28 protein-coding genes and 2 pseudogenes are annotated in these 23431 nt (G+C 44.8%); 20 read left to right on the forward strand and 10 right to left on the reverse strand.

What is annotated here, in order from left to right; translation table 11 throughout:
• Positions 1-264: pseudogene (locus QUA16_RS01925) on the reverse strand (IS1/IS1595 family N-terminal zinc-binding domain-containing protein); the annotation flags it as partial.
• Between the two features lie 146 nt (positions 265-410).
• On the opposite strand from QUA16_RS01925, the gene QUA16_RS01930 reads away from it, so the two are divergent.
• The 10 genes from QUA16_RS01930 (at position 411) to QUA16_RS01975 (ending at position 7930) form a co-directional block, all read left to right on the forward strand.
• Entirely contained in the window at positions 411-758 is a 348-nt protein-coding gene (locus tag QUA16_RS01930) for a hypothetical protein (RefSeq protein ID WP_333180990.1), read from the forward strand.
• Between the two features lie 66 nt (positions 759-824).
• Positions 825-1247, forward strand: coding sequence for a transposase (locus QUA16_RS01935; protein WP_333101681.1), 423 nt, complete (start codon positions 825-827; stop codon positions 1245-1247).
• 289 nt (positions 1248-1536) lie between these two features.
• Positions 1537-2616 carry a dipeptide epimerase gene (locus tag QUA16_RS01940; protein ID WP_333101682.1) on the forward strand — a complete coding sequence of 360 codons (1080 nt, stop codon included), beginning with the start codon at positions 1537-1539 and terminating at the stop codon, positions 2614-2616.
• A gap of 81 nt (positions 2617-2697) precedes the next feature.
• Positions 2698-3522, forward strand: a complete 825-nt coding sequence (locus tag QUA16_RS01945) for a Uma2 family endonuclease (RefSeq protein WP_333101683.1) — start codon at positions 2698-2700, stop codon at positions 3520-3522.
• Positions 3523-3595: 73 nt separating this feature from the next.
• Positions 3596-4645 carry a DUF1611 domain-containing protein gene (locus QUA16_RS01950; RefSeq protein ID WP_333101684.1) on the forward strand — a complete coding sequence of 350 codons (1050 nt, stop codon included), beginning with the start codon at positions 3596-3598 and terminating at the stop codon, positions 4643-4645.
• A gap of 43 nt (positions 4646-4688) precedes the next feature.
• Complete coding sequence (locus QUA16_RS01955) at positions 4689-5327, forward strand: type I restriction endonuclease (protein ID WP_333101685.1); 639 nt, start codon at positions 4689-4691, stop codon at positions 5325-5327.
• A 9-nt stretch (positions 5328-5336) separates the two neighbouring features.
• A complete protein-coding gene (locus QUA16_RS01960; protein ID WP_333101686.1) occupies positions 5337-5852 on the forward strand; it encodes a cupin domain-containing protein in 516 nt (171 codons plus the stop codon).
• Positions 5849-6319 (forward strand): GNAT family N-acetyltransferase, encoded by a 471-nt coding sequence (locus QUA16_RS01965; RefSeq protein ID WP_333101687.1) that lies wholly within the window; start codon positions 5849-5851, stop codon positions 6317-6319. Before QUA16_RS01960 ends, QUA16_RS01965 begins: the two co-directional genes overlap by 4 nt.
• A gap of 922 nt (positions 6320-7241) precedes the next feature.
• Positions 7242-7529: an NfeD family protein gene (locus QUA16_RS01970; RefSeq protein WP_333101688.1), complete on the forward strand. Its 288-nt coding sequence runs from the start codon at positions 7242-7244 to the stop codon at positions 7527-7529.
• A gap of 113 nt (positions 7530-7642) precedes the next feature.
• A complete protein-coding gene (locus QUA16_RS01975; protein WP_333101689.1) occupies positions 7643-7930 on the forward strand; it encodes an NfeD family protein in 288 nt (95 codons plus the stop codon).
• A 192-nt stretch (positions 7931-8122) separates the two neighbouring features.
• Here QUA16_RS01975 and QUA16_RS01980 read toward each other — a convergent pair whose 3' ends face one another.
• A complete protein-coding gene (locus QUA16_RS01980) occupies positions 8123-9277 on the reverse strand; it encodes an Rpn family recombination-promoting nuclease/putative transposase (protein WP_333101690.1) in 1155 nt (384 codons plus the stop codon).
• A gap of 107 nt (positions 9278-9384) precedes the next feature.
• Here QUA16_RS01980 and QUA16_RS01985 point away from each other — a divergent pair.
• Positions 9385-9660, forward strand: a pseudogene (locus tag QUA16_RS01985) (helix-turn-helix domain-containing protein); the annotation flags it as partial.
• A gap of 196 nt (positions 9661-9856) precedes the next feature.
• Here QUA16_RS01985 and QUA16_RS01990 read toward each other — a convergent pair.
• Positions 9857-10192: a hypothetical protein gene (locus QUA16_RS01990; RefSeq protein WP_333180991.1), complete on the reverse strand. Its 336-nt coding sequence runs from the start codon at positions 10190-10192 to the stop codon at positions 9857-9859.
• 251 nt (positions 10193-10443) lie between these two features.
• Here QUA16_RS01990 and glyQ point away from each other — a divergent pair, with 251 nt between their 5' ends.
• Positions 10444-11322, forward strand: a complete 879-nt coding sequence (glyQ, locus tag QUA16_RS01995) for a glycine--tRNA ligase subunit alpha (RefSeq protein WP_242720870.1) — start codon at positions 10444-10446, stop codon at positions 11320-11322.
• A gap of 81 nt (positions 11323-11403) precedes the next feature.
• Here the strand turns inward: glyQ and QUA16_RS02000 are convergent, their stop codons facing one another.
• On the reverse strand, positions 11404-11610 hold the full coding sequence (locus QUA16_RS02000; RefSeq protein WP_333101693.1) for a hypothetical protein: 207 nt from the start codon (positions 11608-11610) through the stop codon (positions 11404-11406).
• Between the two features lie 16 nt (positions 11611-11626).
• Here QUA16_RS02000 and QUA16_RS02005 point away from each other — a divergent pair, with 16 nt between their 5' ends.
• Positions 11627-12394 (forward strand): ATP-binding cassette domain-containing protein, encoded by a 768-nt coding sequence (locus tag QUA16_RS02005; protein ID WP_333101695.1) that lies wholly within the window; start codon positions 11627-11629, stop codon positions 12392-12394.
• Positions 12395-12498: 104 nt separating this feature from the next.
• On the opposite strand, the gene QUA16_RS02010 is transcribed toward QUA16_RS02005, so the two are convergent.
• Both QUA16_RS02010 and QUA16_RS02015 read right to left on the reverse strand, forming a co-directional pair.
• Positions 12499-14076: an MDR family MFS transporter gene (locus tag QUA16_RS02010; protein ID WP_333101696.1), complete on the reverse strand. Its 1578-nt coding sequence runs from the start codon at positions 14074-14076 to the stop codon at positions 12499-12501.
• Between the two features lie 181 nt (positions 14077-14257).
• The gene (locus QUA16_RS02015) at positions 14258-15529 is read right to left on the reverse strand and encodes an MFS transporter (RefSeq protein WP_333101698.1); all 1272 of its coding nucleotides are present in this window, start codon (positions 15527-15529) and stop codon (positions 14258-14260) included.
• 251 nt (positions 15530-15780) lie between these two features.
• Between QUA16_RS02015 and QUA16_RS02020 the strand changes: the two genes are divergently transcribed.
• Positions 15781-15912 (forward strand): hypothetical protein, encoded by a 132-nt coding sequence (locus tag QUA16_RS02020; protein ID WP_333101699.1) that lies wholly within the window; start codon positions 15781-15783, stop codon positions 15910-15912.
• Positions 15913-15932: 20 nt separating this feature from the next.
• Here QUA16_RS02020 and QUA16_RS02025 read toward each other — a convergent pair whose 3' ends face one another.
• The gene (locus QUA16_RS02025) at positions 15933-16445 is read right to left on the reverse strand and encodes a DUF2808 domain-containing protein (protein ID WP_333101700.1); all 513 of its coding nucleotides are present in this window, start codon (positions 16443-16445) and stop codon (positions 15933-15935) included.
• A gap of 444 nt (positions 16446-16889) precedes the next feature.
• On the opposite strand from QUA16_RS02025, the gene QUA16_RS02030 reads away from it, so the two are divergent.
• From QUA16_RS02030 to QUA16_RS02040, 3 genes are all read left to right on the forward strand, one after another.
• A complete protein-coding gene (locus QUA16_RS02030) occupies positions 16890-18038 on the forward strand; it encodes a Re/Si-specific NAD(P)(+) transhydrogenase subunit alpha (RefSeq protein WP_333101701.1) in 1149 nt (382 codons plus the stop codon).
• A 305-nt stretch (positions 18039-18343) separates the two neighbouring features.
• Positions 18344-18637 carry an NAD(P) transhydrogenase subunit alpha gene (locus QUA16_RS02035; RefSeq protein ID WP_006633295.1) on the forward strand — a complete coding sequence of 98 codons (294 nt, stop codon included), beginning with the start codon at positions 18344-18346 and terminating at the stop codon, positions 18635-18637.
• Positions 18634-20046, forward strand: coding sequence for an NAD(P)(+) transhydrogenase (Re/Si-specific) subunit beta (locus tag QUA16_RS02040; protein ID WP_333101702.1), 1413 nt, complete (start codon positions 18634-18636; stop codon positions 20044-20046). The genes QUA16_RS02035 and QUA16_RS02040 overlap by 4 nt, the downstream gene beginning before the upstream one ends.
• A gap of 253 nt (positions 20047-20299) precedes the next feature.
• Here the strand turns inward: QUA16_RS02040 and QUA16_RS02045 are convergent, their stop codons facing one another.
• Entirely contained in the window at positions 20300-20659 is a 360-nt protein-coding gene (locus QUA16_RS02045) for a tetratricopeptide repeat protein (protein WP_333101703.1), read from the reverse strand.
• Between the two features lie 62 nt (positions 20660-20721).
• On the opposite strand from QUA16_RS02045, the gene QUA16_RS02050 reads away from it, so the two are divergent.
• Positions 20722-21201, forward strand: a complete 480-nt coding sequence (locus tag QUA16_RS02050; RefSeq protein ID WP_333101704.1) for a helix-turn-helix domain-containing protein — start codon at positions 20722-20724, stop codon at positions 21199-21201.
• A complete protein-coding gene (locus tag QUA16_RS02055; RefSeq protein ID WP_333101705.1) occupies positions 21179-21769 on the forward strand; it encodes a PIN domain-containing protein in 591 nt (196 codons plus the stop codon). The genes QUA16_RS02050 and QUA16_RS02055 overlap by 23 nt, the downstream gene beginning before the upstream one ends.
• A 7-nt stretch (positions 21770-21776) precedes the next feature.
• Here the strand turns inward: QUA16_RS02055 and QUA16_RS02060 are convergent, their stop codons facing one another.
• Positions 21777-21947: a hypothetical protein gene (locus QUA16_RS02060; RefSeq protein WP_333101707.1), complete on the reverse strand. Its 171-nt coding sequence runs from the start codon at positions 21945-21947 to the stop codon at positions 21777-21779.
• A gap of 382 nt (positions 21948-22329) precedes the next feature.
• Here QUA16_RS02060 and QUA16_RS02065 point away from each other — a divergent pair, with 382 nt between their 5' ends.
• Positions 22330-23025: a hypothetical protein gene (locus tag QUA16_RS02065; RefSeq protein WP_333101708.1), complete on the forward strand. Its 696-nt coding sequence runs from the start codon at positions 22330-22332 to the stop codon at positions 23023-23025.
• Positions 23026-23045: 20 nt separating this feature from the next.
• On the opposite strand, the gene QUA16_RS02070 is transcribed toward QUA16_RS02065, so the two are convergent.
• Positions 23046-23396 (reverse strand): hypothetical protein, encoded by a 351-nt coding sequence (locus tag QUA16_RS02070; protein WP_333180992.1) that lies wholly within the window; start codon positions 23394-23396, stop codon positions 23046-23048.
• Between the last annotated feature and the right edge of the window lie 35 nt (positions 23397-23431).

A 23431-nucleotide genomic window follows, 5' to 3' on the forward strand; every position in this document is an offset into this window, starting at 1 on the left:
GCATATTTATTATTTACGTAATCCTGTAACCATTTTTGAGAAACACCCGTGCTTCTAGCTATACCAGCCAAAGAAATTTTCTCCAACAGAAGTCGATCGATTAAATATGATTGTTTGTGAGCTAATTACTTTTTTGGTCGGATTTTCGACAAATTGGCGACCGCAACTTTGACATTTGTATTTTGGTTTTTTATTATGAATTGTACCATTTTTAACTATGTGCTTTGAACCACAATCCGGGCAATTTGGTCGTGAGGGTAGCATATTATATGACTAAACTAATATTTGCAGATACCAAGGATTCCAGCAAGAGTTACTTATGATAGCATAACTGTAACTCAATCTACATTCGAGCGCGTAAAAAATATTAAAATCACAAAATTTGATTGTGTGAGTTATAAAATTATCCTATGTATTCAATTACTGTAATTAAACTTCACTACATATTTATTACTACCGGCAAGTTAAGAGTGGATGCTAACCTACGCTATCTTTATACAGGTGAACAAAAGAAACTGGGAGCACCTCGCAAATATGATGGTAAATTTAACTCTAATGATTTGACTCGTCTTAAATTTGTGAAAAATCTCAAACCTGGAGTTTCATTATATACATTAGACCTCTTGCAAAAAAAATATGTGTTATACTTAAAAGTTTGCTCAAGTTTAGGTCAAACTTTGAATTATTGGGTTGATTGGCATCTCCTTAAACTTGCCGGGCCTGCTAGATTTAAAAATTGTCTAAACTTTCTATCATAGCACAAAATTATTTTGCAAGAGGTCTATTGGTAGTAGGCGAGTTGTTGTTTAAATTGTCAAATTAGTTTGGCTTGTATTTCTGAGGTTCAAGCCAATGGCAAAATCAAAAATGCTTTATTGTTTAGCACTGATATTCACCTACCACCTGAGCAAATAGTTGAATATTATCAGGCTCGCTTCCAGATTGAATTTATTTTTCGTGATGCCAAGCAATTTACGGAATTGTCTGATTGTCAATCTCGTCATTTACCAAGGCTTGAATTTCATTTTAATGCCAGTTTCATTGCCTTAAATTTAGCCAAAGATCAACTCTCTATTTGTCATTCATCTGCCAAGTATTTTGTGTTTTCAATTGCCTCTTATAAACGGCTGGAATTCAATAATCATCTACTTCGTACCTTTATTGATAAGTTAGATTTAGACCCGGATTTGATTTTAAATCACCCTAACCTTCCTTCAGTCTTGTCTTATGGTACTTTGGCTGCTTAAAAACTGTCCCGAGTATTGGTCTAAGTTAAACAAACTAATCCAGCGTTCTTAATAGTTAAAAACGTAGCGCAGAACTTGTATGATGCAACCAGCAACAGCAAAGAAGAACACCCAAATGCTGAGAGAGAAAGTAACTCTCTTCGGCGAAACAGAAATAAGGAATTTCATCAAGTTTTTGATAAACTAGAACAAGGAAAATCAAACTCTCAAGTAAAAAGTTACAAATCGCAAGAGTGGCGCAATCCACCCCCTCGGATTTTTATCTACAAAAAATCACCAATCACTGACAATGCACCTTCAAATTGAAACCTTCACTGTCCGCAAGCGGTTTGCCCTTACCATCAGCCGCGGTACAACAGCCCAAAGTACCAATTTATGGGTAAAATTAGCACACGAAGGCATCGAAGGCTGGGGAGAAGCTTCGCCGTTTTCCACAGGTTCTCGACCCCAAACTACCGAAATTCTGCTAGCCGCATTGCAGGAAGTTGCACCGCTGCTAGAAAAGTTTACTCCGTTCGATCGCCAAAAAATCGAACAAGTATTAACAGAGGTCAACTTACCCTCAGCCGCCCGCGCCGGCATCGACATGGCAATGCACGACTGGCTGGGCAAAAAAGCCGGCTTGCCGCTGTGGAAAATGTGGGGATTAGATCGATCGCGCATCGTGCCCACCTCCGTCACAATCGGCATTAATTCGCCGAGGAGTGCAAGAGAAAGAGTGCGCGATTGGTTTGGTAAAGATGCGACAGATCCAGCAAGCATCAAATACCGCGCCGTTAAGATTAAATTAGGAAATCCCGCCGGAATCGCAGCCGACAAAGCTATGTTAATAGCAGTGCTAGAGGAAGCACCAGCTAACATTCAAATCAGTGTAGATGCTAACGGCGGTTGGAGTTTAAAAGATGCAGCAGAGATGTGTTGCTGGCTGGAAAGATACAAGATAAATTATGTCGAACAGCCGCTTTCACCCGTCGCAGATATGGATGATTTTTCAGAACTGTACCGTCAATCGCCGCTGCCAATTTTTGCTGATGAAAGTTGCTTTAAGAGTTCCGATATACCCAAGTTAGCGCACTGCGTCCACGGCATTAATATCAAAATGATGAAATCAGGGGGATTGACTGAAGCAATGCGGATGATTCACACAGCAAAAGCCTGCAATTTGCAAGTAATGTTCGGCTGCTATTCAGATAGCGCGATCGCAAATACCGCAGCAGCACAACTTTCACCGCTAGCTGACTATTTGGATTTGGACAGTCACTTAAATTTATTAGACGATCCTTTCACCGGTGCGATCGTCGAAAACGGGTGTTTGCTGCCAAACGAGCGATCGGGATTGGGAGTGCGACGAATTGAGATTGTAGAATAGAAGTATCGTTAAACAGTTGACAGTTGACAGTTGACAGTTGACAGTTGACAGTTGACAGATAAAAACAAATCTGGAGATAGTATGATACCAGTAGAATCAATAGGAGAGCAAATTAATAGAGAAGCCAAGCTTTTCTTTGAAGAACACCAGCCGCCGACTGATTTAATTTTTGATGATGGTGCAGAAATGGAAAGCAACCGCCACCGTATAGCAATGACCGTTTTAATCCGTTCCGTAGAACAAGGTTTAGCTAACCGGAACGATTTTTTTGTCGGTGGCAATATGTTTATTTATTACAGCGCTAAACAGATTCGGAATCAGGATTTCCGAGGCCCGGATTTTTTCGCTGTGTTGGGTGTTGACAGCAATACTTCCCGACAAGGCTGGGTAGTTTGGGAAGAAAACGGACGTTACCCGGATGTCATTGTGGAACTGCTGTCGCCGTCAACGGCAAATCAGGACACAGGCAAAAAAAAGGATATTTACGAGCAGGTTTTTAGAACTCCTGATTACTTTGTTTTCGATCCTTTCGAGCCGAATTCTTTGCAAGGATGGCGTTTAGATGCCACCCTGCGTTATCAGCCGTTAGTCCCCAACGAGCGGGGTTGGCTGTGGTGCGAAACGTTAGGTTTTTGGTTGGGCACTTGGGAAGGAATTGTCGATCGAGAAACAGCGACTTGGGTGCGTTTTTTCGATGAATCTGGCAATTTAGTTTTGTTGCCGGAGGAAGCCGCTCAACAACAAGCCGAAGCCGCTCAACAACAAGCCGAAGCCGCTCAACAGCAAGCCGAAGCCGCTCAACAGCAAGCGGAACAGGAACGCCAGCGAGCCTCGCGACTAGAGGCCAGATTGCGAGAATTGGGAGAAGATCCGAGTGATCTTACCCTGAACCCAAATCACAGCTAACACCTAATCGATTTTAGATTTTAGATTTTAGCTTCAATCTAAAATCTAAAATCCCCCTCTTAAAAGTGAATCAATGACTAAAAACTATCCGATCAAAAATGGTAAAGTTGCAATCCTGCTGCACGAGGGAATTATTGGCACCTCCGGCAAAACTGGTTTAGCATTTTTGCGCTACAGCGAAGCACAAATTGTAGCAGTAATAGACCGCCAATGTGCCGGACAATCTTTACCTGAATTAACGGGCATTCCTCAACAAATACCGATAGTTGCTTCCGTTGCAGAAGCACTGCAATTTGCGCCGGATATTCTGCTAATTGGTATCGCTCCTTCCGGCGGTGTTTTGCCGGCGGAATGGCTGCCAGAAATTAATCAAGCGGTAGCAGCAGGTTTGTCAGTTGTCAACGGTTTGCACGCGAAACTTGCACCTTTGATCGCAGTTCCTTTAACCGAAAATCAATGGATTTGGGACGTGCGCCAGGAACCGAAATCTGTCGGTGCGATCGCCTCTGCTGCCGCCGCTAAATTAAGTTGTCGCCGCGTATTAACTGTCGGCACAGATATGAGCGTTGGCAAAATGTCAACCAGTCTGGAACTCAATCGCACTTGCTTGCGGCGGGGTTGGCGTTCCAAATTTTTAGCAACGGGACAAACTGGTTTAATGATTGGAAATGAAGGCCTTCCTTTGGATGCAGTGCGAGTTGATTTCGCGGCTGGTGCTGTCGAACAAATGGTGATAAAATTGGGTTCTGAATGCGATATTCTGCACGTAGAAGGGCAAGGTTCGCTATTGCATCCGGGTTCGACGGCGACTCTGCCGCTGTTGCGGGGTTCGCAGCCAACTCACTTAATTTTAGCGCACCGAGCCGGACAAACTAGCATTCGCAATCACCCGCACGTATCGATTCCTAAGTTATCAAAAGTGGTTGAATTGTACGAAATGTTAGCTGCCGCTGCGGGTGCTTTTGCTGGGGGAAAAGTGAGTGCGATCGCCCTCAACACTCATCACTTAAATGAAGCAGAAGCGCTGTTAGCAATAGCTGAAGTTCAAGCAGAAACGGGATTGCCTTGTACCGATCCCGTAAGGTTGGGCGCGGAGGTTTTGTGGGAGGCGATCGACAGTTGATATGCTACAATTAACAGCAACAAGCAAATCACTACATAAAACTATGACACAAACCTTTCAAGCAAAAACACTGACACTGCGCGATGTCAAAACAAAATTTAACTGCCAACTTGCAGAAGAGGAGCAATTCTTCCGCGAGTGGATTGACGATTTACCAGAAATTACTGATGAAGAAAAGCGATATTTAGACAAAGTAAAGGCTGGCTATGCTAACAGTGCCGACTACCCCATGATAGAAGATACCGTAAAAATGGTGGTACTGGCTCCCTTGCTATTTTTAGCAAATTTATACTTGAATCCGTTTCACATAGATGCAGAAAAATCGGTGGAACTTGTCACCGTGGATGAAAATATACTTGTCCGGGGAAGTATTGATGTTCTGCTTTTAATTGAATCTTTGTGGGTTGTTGCGATAGAAGCGAAGCGATCGCAATATTCCGTTGAAGCTGGACTTCCCCAGTTACTATTTTATATGCTGAATGACCCCAGTCCAGACAGACCAACTTTTGGGCTTCTGACAAATGGCAGCAACTTCAGATTTATCAAATTGATTAAACAAGACACTCCGCAGTACGCTTTATCTTATGAGTTCGTAATCGATCGCGCTAATGACTTTTACGAAGTATTTCGCATTTTGAAGCGATTATCTGGTATGATTTCCAGTTACAGCACTTTTACTTAAAGGCACAATATGGAACTAGATTCTGAAAGTAACAATAAATTCACTAAAGCTCACTTTGACTTTAACAATTTGCCCCAACTCACCAACCCTTGGCGACAGCTAAATCTACAAGGAGTAGCTTTAGGTTTGATTCGCTTGCCTGCTGGCGATGGCTACACATTTACTCACAGCCACGCAGAACAAGAAGAAGTTTATATTGTAGTTGAAGGCAAAGGCCTGATGGTTGTAGATGGGGAACTATTGACACTTGAGGGCGGCGATATTGTGAGAGTTTCTCCCGCAGCAAAGAGAGCATTAAAAGCTGCTGAAAATACAGCCTTGTTTGTTATCTGTAGTGGAGGATTGGCTGCAGGTTATCCCAAGCAGTCCAACGCGCGCTATCTGATAGATGATGGAATTCCCGATTATGACGATGTTCCGCCTTGGTATGAGGGAAATCCCGAAATTGCCGAGAGAAATGTGCGGTTAAAGGAAAGGATGTTGAAAGCTCAATCCAAACGAGACAGTCAACAGGAATCACAATGAATGAAAGTTCTTTTTCGTTGCCGCCACAATGCGCCATTCGCCCGGCCTCAGCTCAAGATATGAGGTCAATTAGAAGGTTAGTGTGGAGCGCCAAACTCGATCCAACTCAGTTGCGCTGGGAGCAATTCTGGGTCATCGAATGCGAGGGAAAATTGGCAGCTTGCGGACAGTTGCGGAACTTTGCGGGCGCGCAAGAATTGGGCAGTTTGGTGGTGGCGAAAGATTGGCGCGATCGAGGTTTCGGAAGCTACCTCACAAAATATTTAATTCAACAAGCTACAGAACCGCTATATTTAGAATGTTTGGGAAAGCGACTCGCATCATTTTATACTCGCTTTGGATTCGTAGAAGTTTCCGTACAAGAATTGCCGCAGTCGCTTAAATTCAAGTTCGGTTTGTCTCAATTAGCTAAAACTTTATTCAAAATTCCTGTAACAATTATGCAGTATCAAGCAGGTTGTCTATAATTATGACTTTTATGAATTTAAGATTCTGAATTTATGAATGGATTTTAAGTTCGACCTGTTCAATAATTGGATAACAGGGTGCGATCGACCTGCATCGATCAAAAACTCCTACCGCCTCCTGATATCTGCGTAAGTCTCGATCGCCTATTGTCTATGCCTAAATAGGTAGGTACACCTCAATATCGCATGGGGAGGGTGGGTGAGTTGCCAAGTTTACTTGCTTATATCATTGATCCGCTTACGGGCCCCTAATGGCGCACTGGGTGTCAGAAACCGGGTTTTTAGGGGTTTGGTGCGTAGGTTACGGACTAGATATTTATGGATATTCCGGATTGGGCGATCGAGACTGCGTAAGTTCATAATTCACTGTTTGCGGTAGTCCAGTTGGCTAAATTGGCACAGCCAGCCGCCTGATATGTAGGCAAAAACCTATGAGAAATGGTTGTTTGCGGGTTTATGAGTGTCATGTGCCAGTACCAGACTCGGAAAGTGGACTGCCGATCGCACCAAAGACATTCGACTCCTGGCAAATTAGTAAGTGTAAAGCAAGTGAGTCACAACCCAATCCAAACATACAACCCAAAAATAAAACATTTTCACAGCAGCAGTAATGCGGAATCAGCCAATCCCTAATGTAGCTAACAACATCTACCCTTAAGGTAAATCCCACCAACTGCTCAACCACTAAATCCTTAATTCAATACCTCGGAATTACTGGATTTAGACTCCCCGCAACCGCTTCGCAAATCCCCTCAACATTTCAAAAATTCTTTGCCTTTTATCCTGATAAAACCACGGAAGGCAAGAACAAGGAAATATCAAGGCAATCAATCAATCTTAACCGAGGAAATGCAGCCTCTCAAATAGCATAAACCGACAATTACACATCCCCATATATTTTAACACCACAGGAGTAAATATCATGTTCAACGTAGTAAAAGCTTTCGGCTCGATTTTCTCGACCCAAGGATACAGCACAGCTAACAATATGCTTATCAAAAATTACGTCAACACCAATTTTAACTACTTCAACGAAGAAGCAGTGGTTGATGAATCGATTTACCCGAATCAAACAGGTCGCGTCCGCTTTCAAGGTAGCTGGTGGCCCGCACGGTGCGATCGCCAAATCACTCTCACACCGGGAGACACGGTTTATGTCATCGGCGTTGATAACATCACTCTGTTAGTTTCCCTCGCTCCCGCAGACTAAATCAGAGCATGAGAGACCTGGTAATCAATTTTAACCAGGAAATGCTACGTTTCAAAGAGCCTCAAATAAGCCATAAAACTTCGATATATATTAACACAAAAGGAGTCAACAAAATGTTTAACGTAGTAAAAGCTTTCGGTTCTATTTTTTCTCTTCACACCTACAGCACAGAAAAGAATATCTTAATGGATAACTACATCAACACCAATTTCCACTACTTCAACGAAGAAGCAGTAGTTGATGAATCGATTTACCCGAATCAAACAGGTCGCGTCCGCTTCCAAGGTAGCTGGTGGCCCGCACGGTGCGATCGCCAAATCACCCTCACACCGGGAGACACCGTTTATGTCATCGGCGTTGACAACATCACTCTGTTAGTTTCCCTCGCTCCCGCAGACTAAACTAGAAAGTAATCTCAACCTTTTCACTGTCTGAGCCCCGACTTCTTCAAGAAGTCGGGGCTCAGACTATTTTGTTTTTTAGTGGCAATTTGGCTTAAATATCCCCTTTATTTCTTAGCCCGCGGAGGCGGGCATTGTTTGTGTAGTAGCGGTTTCAACCGCCGAATTATAAAGGAGGTAAGCGGTTGTACACTAAAATAAAATGGCATTTTTGAGAGCTTGTTTGTTGAGGCGATCGCGGAGTTGAGATTCGCTATTTTCTCGGGTGACTGCTGCTTTTTCTGATGCCTTAGCCGGCGGTAGTGGTTCGAGCAGTTGGGCTTGAGCTTCCTGAATTGAAGGGTAATTTTCAGCCCAGGATGAAATCGCTTCTGAAAGGACATCGATCTCATCGGATAAGGGTTCAATTAGCTGGGCTAGTTCGGTTAATTGTTCGGCCCCGAAGAGCGATCGCTGCTGAGTTAATAGTTCGATAAAGGAGTCGAACTTTTGTTCGGGGAGTGACATCGATTCCCGTTGGATTTTGTTAATTGTTTGGCGAACAAATTCGAGAGACAAATCTAATAATTGCGCGATCGTCTCTAAATTCATTCCAAACGCTATCATCCGGCGAATGGCTTCTAACTTCGCTTGGCGTTCACCTTGTTCGAGTCCTTGTTCGAGTCCTTGTTCGAGTCCTTCTTCTAAACCTTCTTGCTTGACTTCCTGGTAAAATCGAGTTTGTCTGAGTTCGCTTAAATTCAACATGGCGGCAATTTCCTCGCGGCTTTTCTGGGGGAGTTTGTAGACGATAATTGTTTCGATGAGGTTAATTAAATCGCGTAGAACGGTTGGATCGGACAACTGTTGTCGGGCCATTGCGATCGACTGCCGTGCTTGTTCTGCTGCTGTCTCTGCTGGCTCGATTACCAGTTTAACAACATTCACTCCGAGCGATCGATCTGCGGCTTCTGGCAATTCATCGAGGTAAATCCGTTGGACGCGCTGACTCGTTAAGAGTTCCTGAAATTGCAGCATCTGTTCGTGTTCGATGCGACGATTGGGATAGATGACAACCACGCGCCAAGGATTGAGGGGTTTGTATTGTCGCAGATAGAGAAAGAGTTCGCCGAAGATGCGGTAGTACAAGTCGGCATCGGGTTGAAACTGAACTTCAGCTAAGTAAAATGGTTTTTCAGGTTCTTCGGTTTTGGGGAGAAATAACCCGTCGATGCGGAATGCCAGTTGTTTGATTTCGCGGGAGGTGAATTCATAGGCGGCGGCTTCGTCTGGGGAACGATCGATCAGTTCAAAGAAGAAGCGGGGAAATTCCTGAAACAGGCTGTAGAAAATGGTGTCTGTTTTCATGAGTTGTCGATGCGAATCGAAGATGGGTACTATACCATGCCAAGAGAGGAACAACCATGACACAAGAACCGATTTTTTAAGAAAGCAGTGGCAACGTATTCGCTGACCTCGGTCTGAAGGATGCAGATGAACTTTTTATGCGGGGCAAAATAGGGATTCAAGTAATCCGTATCCTGAAACAACGCAACTTGAAACAACGCGAAGTTAGTCAACTTCTTGGCATTCCACAGCCAGAAGTCTCTCATTTAATGAACGGAGAGTTTCAACGCTTGGGCGAGGGAAAACTACTGCTTTTCCTCAAGCGACTCGATACAGAAATTACTTTACATCTTCGCCCTCGTAATGGGGGAAATCAATCTGCTGAAATTGCGATCTCGCTATAGGGGTTGATGAAAGCGGATGGTAATGTCGTTCGTGATTGTATCCGCACCTTCGTAAATGCGATCGCGCAAGCGTGCGCGGCTAGCGCGATCGCGTTCATCAATCGCAGACTTCAACCGCAACAACGCCCGAATCTTCGCCAGCAGATATTTCCGTTTAATCGGCTTGCAAATAAAATTATCTGCGCCACAATCTAGCCTATAAACTAAGCTGAGAGTAGAGTCTTAGCCAACGCAATAACCTGACTGTTCCAAAATTCCTCAAAAAACAGAATGCAAATAATTCTAGAAGTCCCCGATCGCCCGTGGTGAAAAACTGCAACCATTGGCCGATCGCCTCCCATAAGCCCTCGATCGCGCACTCCAGGAACTCACCCCCCCAGAGACGATCGCCAAATCGTCGAACTATTCGATCGCCATACATCCAGCACTCTATCCCAATCGGAAGCAGTCGAACTCGATCGATACTTGCTGCTAGAACCTTGGGTGCGCTTAGCCAAAGCTCATGCTTACAAACAGTTACAGACAGCAGCATGAGTTATGTATCAGGCACTTTGCGTCGGTTAGTGACTCAATGCGCCCGATCGCAATGCGAGTATCGATCTAGAAAACATTGCTATTATCGATCGCCATAACTCGATCGATACAATATACCTGAAAAAAGAACTTAAATATCCAGCGATACGTTCAGCATCTCTTATCTAATTTCGGCAGGGTTTATTTCAATAAACCGTGCCTTGAGTATGCTTAAATAAGTTGAGACACATACTAACCATATTTAAACCAGTGAACTTTCAATCAGTCATTGCCACCTTAAACAAATTCTGGAGCGATCGAGGCTGCCTGATCGCCCAATCCTACGACACAGAAAAAGGTGCAGGAACCATGAATCCCCACACCTTTCTCAGAGCAATCGGCCCCGAACCTTGGTCAGTCGCCTACATCGAACCCTGTCGCCGCCCCACCGACGGACGCTACGGCGAAAATCCCAACCGCTTCCAACATTACTATCAATATCAAGTTTTAATTAAACCCTCTCCTCCCAATATCCAAGACATCTATTTAGACTCCCTCCGAGCATTAGGAATTCGCCCAGAAGACCACGACATTCGTTTCGTAGAAGACAACTGGGAATCGCCCACCCTCGGAGCTTGGGGCGTCGGCTGGGAAGTCTGGCTCGACGGCATGGAAATCACCCAATTTACCTACTTTCAACAGTGCGGTAGCATTGACTGTCGCCCCGTCTCCATTGAAATTACCTACGGACTAGAACGCCTAGCAATGTATCTCCAAGAAGTCGATGCGATGACCAAAATTCAGTGGAAAGATGGCATCACTTACGGCGACGTTCACCTGCAAGGAGAAATAGAACAGTGTACTTATAACTTTGAAGCTTCCAATCCAGAATTGCTGTTTACTCTATTTGGATTGTACGAGCAAGAAGCCGAACAATTGACAAAAAAAGGATTGGTTTTGCCTAGTCTTGATTATGTGTTAAAATGTTCTCACACTTTCAATTTACTCGATGCTAGAGGTGTGATTTCGGTAACGGAAAGAACTCGGTATATTACCAAAATTCGCAATTTGGCGCGGCGAGTAGCTCAGCTTTATTTGGAACAGCGCGAAAAGCTGGGTTTTCCTTTAGAAAAAGCTGTAAAAGTTTGAGTTTGAGTGGGATTGTGGGGAGTAGGGGGTTGGGCATCTTGCCTGCTTCCAGAACGGGCAAGATGCCCGTTCCACAAAGAGTCAGTTGGATTGTGGGGCGGGCATCTTGCCTGCTTCCAGAACGGGCAAGATGCCCGTTCCACAAAGAGTGAATTGGATTGTGGGGCGGGCATCTTGCCTGCTTCCAGAACGGGCAAGATGCCCGTTCCACAAAGAGTCAGTTGGATTGGGGAGTGGGCATCTTGCCTGCCTCAAAAACGGGCAAGATGCCCGTTCCACGAAAGCCATATTTTTAATTAATTAAATGCCTAATTATTCGGACAATAATACAGAAACAAATCCTCAACTGCGAATTGATAATGTTAGTTTAAAAACACCGATCGCCTCAAGTTATTTGTTGGAAAATATCTCGTTTCAGGTACACAAGGGATCTCGCGTGGCAATTGTTGGCCCTTCAGGTGCGGGGAAAACAACGCTGTTGCGGCTGCTAAATCGACTCAGCAGTCCCACCAGCGGCTCGATTTATCTGGAAAATACAGAATATCGCCAAATACCTGCGATCGAACTCCGCAAACAAATCACCCTCATCCTGCAAGAATCCAAGCTTTTGGGGATGTCGGTGCGAGAAGCATTGGCTTATCCTTTGAAGCTGCGGGGGGTGACTCCATCAAACATTGCTGAGAGAATTGGCGGGGCGATCGAACAACTGCACATACCCCAAGAATGGCTCGATCGCACCGAATTGCAGCTTTCCACAGGCCAAAAACAGCTCGTGGCGATCGCCCGCGGCATCATCCTGCAACCAAAAATCTTGCTTTTAGACGAGCCAACATCCGCCCTAGACGCAGGAAAAGCCGCCCACCTTTTGCAAGTATTGACACAGCTAACAAACGGCCAAACCACAATTGTAATGGTAAACCATCAATTAGAATTAGCCGAGCAATTTAGCACGCGGATTCTGCATTTACAGCGCGGAAAGCTCATCGAAGATTTGCCCTCTCATCAAATAAATTGGGTGCAACTGCGGCAAAATTTAATCCAAGCAGAAGCAGAAGCCCAACAAGAATGGTGAACAACGTAAAAAACATTTAGTGTGTATTTTGAAAACTATTAAAATTATTGTGGGGTGGGCATCCTGCCCGCCCAAAGATGCAGCACACTTCGCACCCTACATAATCAATGGGCTCCCCCAGCCCCCGCACCCGGTTTCACCTTTTTAAAACCCAAAATAGCAATCCCACTTAACAGCAAAGCAATTCCCACAAAGTAAAAACAATCATTAAAAGCCATTACATAAGCTTCACGGCGGACAATATTATCAATTACCTTAATTGCCTGGTCTTTCGCCACGCTTAAATCTGCACCGCGACTCACAAAATACTGAGTCATTTGATTAATTCGCTCCTGCGTTGCCGGATTGTACAAAGAAACAGATTCCCCCAATCGATTCGAGTGAAATTGCTCGCGTTGCGTCACCAAAGTTGCTAGCGCCGCAATCCCCATCGAACCTCCCATATTTCGCATCATATTAAACAAACCAGAAGCAGAACCAGCCTCGTGTTTCTCCATACCAGCAGTGGCAATAGTTGACAGCGGCACCATAATTAAAGGCTGTCCCAATGCCCGGACTAATTGCGACCAACGCAACTGATCGATACCCGTCTCGTGAGTCATGCTGGCATTCATAAAACAACTCACCGCAAACAAACTCACACCGATACCAATCATCACCCGCATATCGATTCGCTGCATCAATTTCGGCACCATCGGCACGATGAATAACTGCGGCACCCCAGCCCACATAATCACCTCGCCAATTTGCATGGCATTGTACTGCTGAATCTGACCTAAATACAGGGGCAAAATGTACACTGAACCGTACAATCCCACCCCCAAGGATATATTGACAATAGTAGCTAAACCGAAATTGCGGCGAGTCAGCAAGCGCAAGTTAATAAAAGGTCGTTTGCGAGTTAGTTCAATCCAGAAAAAAGCGCTGAGAAATATTGCTGCAATTATGCTTAAACGCACAATAAAATCAGAACTAAACCAGTCCTTGCGGCTGCCTTCTTCTAACACGACTTGCAGGGAACCCAAGCCGATCGCCATCGAGATAATTCCCCACCAGTCGCCCTCTTTTAGCAGTTCGAGTTTCAGCGGTGCGGGGGCGACGGCGTACCACACCGCAGCTAGCAGCAGCAGCCCTGGAATTAAATTTAAATAAAAGACATATTGCCAGCCGTAATTCTCAGTCAGCCACCCTCCCAATGTCGGCCCGATGGATGGTGCAAAAGTAGCTGTCAGTGCAAACATCGCCATGCCGATTGGCTGCTTTTTGGGCGGCAAATTCGTCAGCAAAAATGTAAAAGACATCGGAATTAAAATGCCGCCTGACAACCCCTGCAAAGCCCTAAATACAATCATTGAATTCAAATTCCACGCCCAAGCGCAGCACATGGAAAAGAAGATAAAGAAAGCGGCATTTACCAAGAGATAGCGGCGGAATGAAAACACTTGTGACAGCCAACCACTAATCGGAATTACTACAATTTCTGCGACTAGATAGGCGGTGGAAATCCAAGAACCTTCTTCTAAGGTTGCGCCTAAAGATGCTTGAATATCTTTGAGAGATGCGTTGGTGATTTGGATGTCCAAAACTGCCATGAAAGCGCCGAGAATTGTTCCCATGACGCCGATCCAGGTTTTTAAGGGAACGCGATCGCTCTGCTGTGGTATTGCACTGCTATTTGCCATTTGTTTAACCTCTGGTTGCGTAATTAATTTGGATGTTTTAACCGCAGAGGGCGCAGAGGGCGCAGAGAAAGAGAAGAGAAGAGAGAAGTTTACAAATTGTTGAGGATTGCTAGAGTTACAGTCATATCTTAGCTTTGGGAATGTTGTTTAATGTTGGCATTTGTGATGTGACGCTAAATCCTTAGTGCGAAATTAAACCCATTTTTTGATAAAGTGGTCGGACTAAGTTTTTTAAAGCTGGCAACTGTTTGGTAAAAATTATCGAGCCTAAAACACAAATTATACCTCCAATGATGACTGTGTTGGCAGCGCCGATATAATTTGCCAATCCGCCGGCAACTAAATTACCAAAGGGTGTCACTCCAAAAAATGCCATCGTGTATATGCTCATCACTCTTCCGCGTTTGTCGTCTTCCACAATTGTTTGCAAAAATGTGTTTCCTCCTGCAAATTGCAAAATGAAACCAAACCCCACAAACAACATCATGATTAATGACAGCCACAAGACGCGGGACACACCAAAACCTATCAGTCCACATCCCATAATTGCTGGTGAAATCGCAATCCATTTGCCGAGGCCAACTACACTTTTGCGCGAAATCAAATAAATCGCCCCTGCGAAGGCGCCGACTCCCGAAGATGCCATCAAAAAGCCGAGGGTTTGTGCGTCGCCGTGCAGAATTTTGGTGGCAAAAATAGGGACTAATACTGTGTGTGACATTCCGGCAAAACTGACTAACGCTAATAGCAGTAAAATTGCTCGAATCGGGGGAAACCCGAAGGCATAAACGAATCCTTCTTTTAATCTTTGTAAGGGTTTGGTATTAGTTGCTGCAATTTTACGGGCTTTGATTTGCATCGCTAATAAGCCTGCAATTACAGCGATGTAGCTGAGTCCGTCAATGAGAAAGCAATAACTTGCGCCGACTGTAGCTATTAGCAAACCTGCAATGGCTGGGCCGATTAATCTGGCTCCGTTGAACATGGAAGCGTTGAGGGCTATCGCATTTGCTAAATCTTCTTTCTTTTCTACAAGTTCCGGTATAAAAGCTTGCCGTGCCGGCGCATCAAAGGCGTTAATTCCGCCTTGAAAGAAACTCAGCACCAGGATCTGCCAAATGTTAACGACTCCTGTTAGCGCTAAAAATGCTAGGGCTAAGGATTGAACCATCGCTAATATTTGAGTAGCAATTAGGACTTGGTGGCGGTTCCAGCGATCGATGAAAACTCCTGCAAAAGGCAGTAAAATTAATGTGGGGATTTGACTTGTAAATCCCACCACGCCGAGCATCCAAGGTGAATCGCTCAAATTGTAGACAAGCCAAACAGTAGCGACTTGCGTCATCCAATTGCCAATCAGTGAGATGCCTTGTCCTGCAAAAAACAGGCGATAATTTCTCGATCGCAGCGCTGGAGGAAGTTTTATTGTTTTGATTTTTGCTAGTAGATTCATGCGAGAGTGCGGCTAGAGCAATCCTATTTGATTGGTAAACATTTTTTAGGGGTAGCGCCCCTGTACCCCTAATTAGCGAAGGGCAATCATCGGGGGACTGCCCCTAGACTCATTATTACGAATCATTGAGAATTGCGATATGAGCCGGATGTTCTATTTTCACAACTCCGGAAAACTGAGATGTTGACCATTCTCAATAAGCTTTTTAGGAACAGGCTTTCCGGCCTGTTCCACAAGAAAATGCACTCTTTGTGGAACAGGCCGGAAAGCCTGTTCTTGAGAATGGTGCAAGATGTGAGGAAAACCAAGATTTGAGTAGAGTTAAATTTTTGGCCGCAGGAAAACGATCGCCACCTTTAAATTTTTCTGTCGCGATCGCTTGACTAACGAGAAATTCCTTCCCTCAATTAATGCTCAACAGCCAAGTACCGAGGTAACGCAGCAAGGGAACGTCACCGGGGGTGCGGATGCGGACGTTGAAATGGTACATTCCGCCGGGAGATGGGTTTCTGACGTTGGAGAGTACAACCTCAACATTGTTGCCGGCGGCAATTGGTTCTTTGGGATAAATTTCTATGAATCGATTTTCTTTGTCCCAGATTACTTCTTGCAATTCTATTGTTTTGTCTTTGACGCGCACTTTAATGTCTTTTTGGTCAAATTCGCCTTTGTAGTAGTCTGGATAGGATATGTTCAGTTGGGCGATCGCCAAACTTACTTTTTTGGAAGGAATTCGCAGCCGATATCTATCGCCGCTCATCCCGGCTGTACCGTAATCCAAGCGATAGTTTAATTGGTTGGCGCGATCGGGGCCGCCGAAAATCGTGAATCCTGGCATGGACTGGGCTAAACTGATGGCGGGTAATCCAGCCACCAAGCAACCTGTAACCGCTAGTGCTGAAAATAATCGTCGCATAACAACTCCTCTAATTAAACTCTTGGTGAACCTTAAATATTGCTCGCCCGAAATTTACGATCGTGCCTACAATATATCGAATGTCTCAGCAATTTGATGAGGGCGAGCGATCGCCGGCTGAGGTCACTTTTTTTTGCGTAATTTTTGCGTAATACTGATAACTGACATTCAGACTACAGAATTAGGCGACATAAAATTATATCATAATCGGTGGCAAACTTAACAGTTTAGCGAATTTGAATGTATAAGATAAGTTAAAGATACGGGTCGAATTTGGGCGATCGGCTTTAGTATCAACGAGAGAAGTTTAGGGCAAGGGCTGCTTCAATGTAAAGCAAGGCATCGGGCGATTAAAAATCGCACTTCAAGAAACCTGCGGAGGCAGGTTTTGTCTGTGTAGGCGCGGCTTCAACCGCCCTGGAAAGGCTTAAATAAGGAGAGTTCATGAAATTAGCGATCGCAAAAGAAATAGCAGCAGGGGAACGCCGGGTGGCTTTAGTACCCGACGCTGTAGCCCGATTAGTCAAACAGGGCGTCGAAGTTTGGGTTGAAGCCGGTGCCGGCGCACAATCCTTTTTCTCGGATCTTGCTTACGAAGAAGCGGGAGCTCAGGTTGTCGCCGATACCGCTAGGCTGTGGGGCGAAGCCGATGTCGTCGTGAAAATCGGGGCCCTGCAAGAATCAGAAGTTCATCAACTCCGGGAAGGAGGCGTTTTCATCGGATTTTTGAATCCTCTGGGAGATCCAGCTTTAGTGCAGCGTTTAGCCGATCGCCAAGTAACGGCATTCAGCATGGAAATGATCCCGCGCACCAGCCGCGCTCAAAGCATGGATGCGCTGTCATCTCAGGGTAACGTCGCCGGTTACAAAGCGGTATTGATCGCAGCCGCAGCATTGCCAAAGTATTTTCCGATGCTGACAACGGCGGCGGGTACAATTCGCCCCGCGAAAGTATTGGTAATGGGTGTGGGCGTTGCGGGCTTGCAGGCGATCGCCACGGCGCGCCGTTTGGGTGCGGTAGTCGAAGCCTTCGACATCCGCCCGGAAACAAAAGAACAAGTGCAAAGTTTGGGCGCTAAATTCCTTGATGTCGAACTCAAGGAAGAAACCGTCGCCGCCGGAGGCTATGCTAAAGAACTATCTGAAGCGGCTAAAGAATACACCCGCCAAGTGCTCACCCAACACGTCAGCGCTTCCGATGCAGTGATTACAACCGCTCAAGTTCCCGGCAGAAAAGCACCTATTTTAGTTACTAGAGAAATGGTTTCTCAAATGAAGCCCGGATCGGTAATTGTTGACCTCGCGGGCGAACAAGGCGGCAATTGCGAATGCACGGAAGCGGGGAAAGATGTTGAATGGAACGGCGTTAATGTCATCGGCCCGATTAATGTGCCCTCGTCGATGCCTGTCCACGCTAGCGAAACTTACTCGAAGAATATCTCCTCTTTACTTCAGTTGATGGTGAAAGATAAGGAACTCAATTTGAATTTTGAAGACGATATCATTGCTGGTGCTTGCGTTGCCCGCGACGGTGAGATTAGTAATCAGCGAGTTCGCGATGCTTTGGCCGCTCAGGCTTCAGCCGTCAGTTAGATTCTGTCGTTATGAGGCAAAGTCCGGCAGTCCGATAGTCCGGCAGTCCGATAGTCCGATAGTCCGGCAAGGGTTGAAACCCCTGCCTCAAAGCTCAAGTCCTCTGAAGAGGACTGAAGAACTGATTAAATATCTCCAAAAAAGGCTTTTTTGAACAGGCAAGATGCCTGTTCCACAAGAATTATTGGAGATGTTTATTAGTCCTCTTAAGAGGACTTTTGCTATGAGTCAGGGAATTCATTCCCTGGCGGACTGGCGGACGCAACCGGAAACGAGTTATTTCCAATTACCAATTACCAATTGTTATGGCAGAAGGATTGATTGCAGGTTTAGTGGTGTTTACTCTAGCGTCGTTTGTGGGATTTGAAGTAATTAATAAAGTCCCGCCGACGCTGCACACACCTTTGATGTCGGGATCGAATGCGATTTCGGGAATTGCGGTTTTAGGTGCAATTCTGATTTCTGGCCAAGGTAATGTAACTGTTACTTCGATTTTGGGGACGATCGCGATCGCCCTGGCCACAATTAACGTAGTCGGCGGTTTCTTAGTAACCGATCGCATGCTGCAAATGTTCAAGAAAAAAGAGGTTAAAGCGTGAGCGATTTTCTGCCCAGTGGCATTCAACTAGGTTATTTAGTTGCCGCATCTTTGTTTATTATCGGTTTGAAACAGTTGGGTTCCCCTGCAACCGCGCGTCAAGGGAATGTGTTAGCTGCGATCGGGATGTTAATTGCGATCGTCGGTACGTTGCTGGAAAAGCAAGTAGTCAGCTACGAATTGATTGCTGTCGGAATTATCGTCGGTTCCATTTTGGGAACAATTATGGCGAATACCGTGGCGATGACGGATATGCCGCAGATGGTGGGTTTGCTTAACGGTTTCGGGGGCGCGGCTTCTGCACTCGTTGCTGTGGGCGAATTCTGGCGCTATCTCAGCATCCCGCAATCGCCAACTCCAGACGCGACAATCACGATCCTTTTGGGTGTGCTCATTGGCGGAATTACTTTCACTGGTAGCCTTGTGGCGTTTGCGAAACTGCAAGAATTGCTACCGGGTGCGCCAATGACGTTTCCGCTGCAACAGCCGTTTAATGCCATGCTGGCGATCGCACTTTTAGCCGGCAGCGGTTATATGCTGTTTAATCCGGAGGATGTGCCGGTATTCCTGGGTTTGGTGGCGATTTCCAATATTCTGGGAATCATGTTTGTGCTCCCGATTGGGGGCGGTGATATGCCGGTGGTGGTGTCGCTGCTTAACTCTTATTCGGGGATTGCGGCGAGTGTGGCTGGGTTCATTTTGATGAACAATATGCTGATTATCGCTGGTGCATTGGTGGGCGCGTCGGGGATTATTTTGACGCAAATCATGTGCAAGGCGATGAATCGATCGCTTGGTAGTGTGCTGTTTAGCGCGTTTGGTAGCGGTGGCGGTAGTGCTGCGGGTGCTGCTGGGGCTGCTGGTGATGCGATCGACAAAACTGTTCGCAGCATCAATCTCGAAGAAAGTGCGATGATGTTGGGTTATGCGCGATCGGTTGTAATTATTCCGGGTTACGGGATGGCTGTAGCGCAAGCACAGCACGCCGTGCGCGAGTTAGCCGACGGTTTGGAAAAAATGGGTGTTGACGTGAAATACGCGATTCACCCGGTGGCTGGGCGGATGCCGGGGCACATGAATGTGCTGTTGGCGGAAGCAAACGTGCCTTATCCGCAGTTGTACGATATGGACGATATCAATCCGCAGTTTGAAGAAACGGATGTGGCGTTGGTGATTGGTGCGAATGATGTGGTGAATCCGGCGGCGCGTCACGATACGGCGAGCCCGATTTATGGGATGCCGATTTTGGAGGTTGATAAGGCTAAGCATACGATCGTAATTAAGCGCGGGATGAGTGCTGGTTTTTCGGGTGTAGATAATGAGTTGTTCTACAAGGATAAGACGATGATGTTGTTTGGTAGCGCTAAGGATGTGGTTGCCAAATTGGTTTCTGAGGTGAAGCAGTTGTAGGATTTTTTAGGACTCAATAAAAACCTGGTTTCTCCAAGAAACCGGGTTTTTGTTTTGGGTGTGTTTTGAGAAACTCGGCGGTTGAAACCGCGTCTACACAAACAAAGTCCGCCTTCGCGGACTAAGAAAATAAGCGGATATTTAAGTCTGATTTGGTATCAATATTCTTCAGTCGGCGGAGGCCGACTTCGTTTGTGTAGCAGCGATTTCAATCGCCGAATCTTATAAGATGATACAAATGCTGCACCGATATTCAGGATATATATTGGTTCACATATTCACTGGAGATGGGTGTATGTGAAAATCCTTGTTCTCTGGCTTTTTGAAACCATTTTTCTGCTGAGGTGCGATCGGCTGCTACACCATCAGCACCGCACAGATAAATTCCTGCTAAGTTGTTTGAGGCAACACCATAGCCTTGCTCGGCGGATTTGATGTACCATTTAATTGCTTCTAATATTATCCTTTCTCGACCTAATCCTAAATGGTACATACTGGCAATGATGCACTGCGCTTCAGGATTCCCTTGTTCTGCTAATGGTTTTAACAAGGTAAAGGCTTCGGTATAATCTTCGTTATTAAAAGCGGCTAGACCTTTTTCTAAGTCAGGCATTAACGGTCATTAATAAATTCAATATACTATAATAGCATTAAACCAATTCAGGAAACATTTCCATGAACAGGCAAAAAATACTCCTAGATCCGGTTTTACCGACAGAAGAAGAAACAATAGCTATCAAATTGTTGGATAAAATGCTAGGTCTCAAGACAGAAAATGGTGATACTAAGACATTAAAAGTAAAACTTTTGGAAGTTGATGGGGAATCGATCGCACTTCCTGAATCGCTCTATCAATTGTTGTGTCAAGCTGCACATTTAATGGCGGCTGGTAAAGCAGTGTCTTTAGTGCCAATTGAGCAAGATATGACTGTTGAAGAAGCTGCGACTTTGCTCAATGTGTCGCCAGAATTTGTGGTCAAATTACTCGATGATGGGGAAATTGCCTATGGAAAAGTAGGAAACCAGCGGCGGATAAGTTTGGCAAGTGCGATCGCCTATAAACAGCAGCGTAGTGTTAAGCGCCGTGAAATTCTCAAGGAATTAGCTGAGTTTAGCCAAGAAGAGGAATTGCATGAGACTAGAGTATACAGCTAGCAGGTTGATTCCTTATCCTGTAGTTTTGGATTCCTGCGTGATATTTCCTATGCACTTGCGTGATACGCTCTTCCGTGCTGCGGAGATTGGGTTGTATGATTTATATTGGTCGCAAGAAATTTTAGACGGTGCAACTCGCAATCTTGTTAATACTGGAAGGATGAAAAGTGAGAGGGCGGCGCGTTTTGAGGCTGCACTTAAAGAAGCTTTTCCTAATGCAATGGTTGAAGTTCCAGAGAATTTGATTCAACAGATGACTAACGATCCAGGCGATCGTCATGTCGCTGCGGCTGCGGTAGTTGCTAAAGCTGAAGTTATTGTTACATCCAACCTGAGAGATTTTCCACGAGAGTCTTTAAACCCTTGGGGAATTACGGCTATGCACCCCGATGTTTTTCTGAATCGTCTTTATGAGGTTGCACCGGATTTGATGGCTAATGTAGTCAGCCAACAAGTTGAGGATTTGAAAAATCCACCCCTGACAGTTGATGAATTACTTGTCAGGTTGAGGGAAGAAGTTCCGGTTTTTGCAGATAAGATTCAACGTTATTATGAAAATATTTCGTAAGTTGTAGTTAAGGGCGATCGCTATGCAGTCGATTTTTGACTTCAGAAGGATCTGCTGTCCCAAAAAATAGTTCCAACGCCTCGATGAGATTCTGTCGCGCTTCTTCTATAGCAAAACCATTTGATTTGTAAACAATGGATTCAATCATCACAACCGTTTCAGGTTGTTCTACATTCACGACTCAAATAGACTTGCTATATATTGTCACCTTGGCTGGCAATATCAATTTCTGGGCAAAGGGATACATATCCGTCGCCTTTTCGTTCAATAATTGCTGTAAACTGTTGTGTTGACTTCATAATTTGAAGTGGCGGACTGCCAAGCTCAGACAATTATAGTTTTACTTGAGATTATATCACATCTTTCGCTGTTCGGTGGAGACGGGCGATCGCCCTATACAATGCTAGCTTGGTTTAAATAGTCACGGGCGATCGGTGCTAGTCAAATATACCTGCGATCGGAGATTTTTTAAATATAATGAAATCCTAAAGAATTAATAGAAGTGCAAAAATTGTACTAACCTTAGAGCTAAAGTCAATTCAATTAAAAAATTTTCAACTATGTCAGATCAACCTTTTAACATCCGCCAACTAAATGACCTAGATTATGACGAAGCAGAACCACTCCTGGAAGATTATCAGGAAACGCTAATCGAGCTATTTGTCAATTCTCCCGAAGGAGAAGAATACTGTAAAACTTATCCAGACGTGGGATTTTGGATCTCGCAGTTCATTTATTACGGTTTCGGCTATGAAGGTTTTACGCTGCCTCGCATGAAAGTGGAAGATGTGGCAACTGTAGTCGAAGAGTTGTTTCCCAGGAAAGTGAGTTTGCTTTCGCCGGAAGAAGGTGAAAATGCTATCCCGGAATTATTGGCGTTCTGGCAATTTTTGAAGCGAGAATTTAAACTGCGAAATGCCACTTCAATTATCAAATACCTGCGGGATATCGAGCCGGAATTTAAGGAGATTATGGAAGATTCCTCTAAATTTGGATTTGCCAAATCCTTTGTAACGCTCGGTCATCAAGCAGGGTTTGATATGAGTACGGGGGAAGGTCTAACACAATTTCAGGAGATATATAATGCTAGCATTGCTCCTCTACTTGCAGCTAAAAACTCCGATACATCGGGATTTTCCAGCCAACCGATAAGTGGTAGTGCTGTCAATGAATCTAAAGCAAGTAAAGAAAAACAAAAAAAAGCAAAAAATACGGCGGCTGAATCGAAAAAACGCAACCGCACTAAGAAAAAATGAGGTTTAGCAAGTATCTATCCTCACTTCACTCTTCTTCTGATTCTTCTCAGCATCTTGTTAGCTTCTTCCCTCCCGCGAAACTTCCAAACTAATAAATAACACATCAAACAAAACCCGAAACTTCCTAATACGATCGCACTTTCTTCCGGTGAGTTGGTAGTTCTCTCGAACTTCCCACTCTTCGGACTTGCTTGGATTTTGTTAGTTCGATCTACCGTTCGATCGCCCGCTTGCAAGTTAAAATTGTGTTGTTCAATCGCATTACTATTTTTAAATTTTCGATCTATTTCTTGAAATGACTTCGCCTGTTCGCAGCTTGTTAAGGATAATCCCATAAGGATAAAAATTAAGAAATAACAGCGAAATTTCATGATTTTTACCTTTCGGTCAGCGAAAAAGAGAATAA

The organism is Microcoleus sp. S13_C3, from assembly GCF_036700905.1.
In the GTDB taxonomy this organism is placed as follows: Bacteria; Cyanobacteriota; Cyanobacteriia; order Cyanobacteriales; family Microcoleaceae; genus Microcoleus.

Coding starts and splice junctions, on each gene's coding strand:
- QUA16_RS01930 (WP_333180990.1), top strand. CDS start 411: ATGTATTCAATTACTGTAATTAAACTTCACTACATATTTATTACTACC.
- QUA16_RS01940 (WP_333101682.1), top strand. CDS start 1,537: ATGCACCTTCAAATTGAAACCTTCACTGTCCGCAAGCGGTTTGCCCTT.
- QUA16_RS01945 (WP_333101683.1), top strand. CDS start 2,698: ATGATACCAGTAGAATCAATAGGAGAGCAAATTAATAGAGAAGCCAAG.
- QUA16_RS01950 (WP_333101684.1), top strand. CDS start 3,596: ATGACTAAAAACTATCCGATCAAAAATGGTAAAGTTGCAATCCTGCTG.
- QUA16_RS01955 (WP_333101685.1), top strand. CDS start 4,689: ATGACACAAACCTTTCAAGCAAAAACACTGACACTGCGCGATGTCAAA.
- QUA16_RS01960 (WP_333101686.1), top strand. CDS start 5,337: ATGGAACTAGATTCTGAAAGTAACAATAAATTCACTAAAGCTCACTTT.
- QUA16_RS01965 (WP_333101687.1), top strand. CDS start 5,849: ATGAATGAAAGTTCTTTTTCGTTGCCGCCACAATGCGCCATTCGCCCG.
- QUA16_RS01970 (WP_333101688.1), top strand. CDS start 7,242: ATGTTCAACGTAGTAAAAGCTTTCGGCTCGATTTTCTCGACCCAAGGA.
- QUA16_RS01975 (WP_333101689.1), top strand. CDS start 7,643: ATGTTTAACGTAGTAAAAGCTTTCGGTTCTATTTTTTCTCTTCACACC.
- QUA16_RS01980 (WP_333101690.1), bottom strand. CDS start 9,277: ATGAAAACAGACACCATTTTCTACAGCCTGTTTCAGGAATTTCCCCGC.
- QUA16_RS01990 (WP_333180991.1), bottom strand. CDS start 10,192: ATGCTGCTGTCTGTAACTGTTTGTAAGCATGAGCTTTGGCTAAGCGCA.
- QUA16_RS02000 (WP_333101693.1), bottom strand. CDS start 11,610: ATGGCTTTCGTGGAACGGGCATCTTGCCCGTTTTTGAGGCAGGCAAGA.
- QUA16_RS02005 (WP_333101695.1), top strand. CDS start 11,627: ATGCCTAATTATTCGGACAATAATACAGAAACAAATCCTCAACTGCGA.
- QUA16_RS02010 (WP_333101696.1), bottom strand. CDS start 14,076: ATGGCAAATAGCAGTGCAATACCACAGCAGAGCGATCGCGTTCCCTTA.
- QUA16_RS02015 (WP_333101698.1), bottom strand. CDS start 15,529: ATGAATCTACTAGCAAAAATCAAAACAATAAAACTTCCTCCAGCGCTG.
- QUA16_RS02025 (WP_333101700.1), bottom strand. CDS start 16,445: ATGCGACGATTATTTTCAGCACTAGCGGTTACAGGTTGCTTGGTGGCT.
- QUA16_RS02030 (WP_333101701.1), top strand. CDS start 16,890: ATGAAATTAGCGATCGCAAAAGAAATAGCAGCAGGGGAACGCCGGGTG.
- QUA16_RS02035 (WP_006633295.1), top strand. CDS start 18,344: ATGGCAGAAGGATTGATTGCAGGTTTAGTGGTGTTTACTCTAGCGTCG.
- QUA16_RS02045 (WP_333101703.1), bottom strand. CDS start 20,659: ATGCCTGACTTAGAAAAAGGTCTAGCCGCTTTTAATAACGAAGATTAT.
- QUA16_RS02050 (WP_333101704.1), top strand. CDS start 20,722: ATGAACAGGCAAAAAATACTCCTAGATCCGGTTTTACCGACAGAAGAA.
- QUA16_RS02055 (WP_333101705.1), top strand. CDS start 21,179: ATGAGACTAGAGTATACAGCTAGCAGGTTGATTCCTTATCCTGTAGTT.
- QUA16_RS02065 (WP_333101708.1), top strand. CDS start 22,330: ATGTCAGATCAACCTTTTAACATCCGCCAACTAAATGACCTAGATTAT.
- QUA16_RS02070 (WP_333180992.1), bottom strand. CDS start 23,396: ATGAAATTTCGCTGTTATTTCTTAATTTTTATCCTTATGGGATTATCC.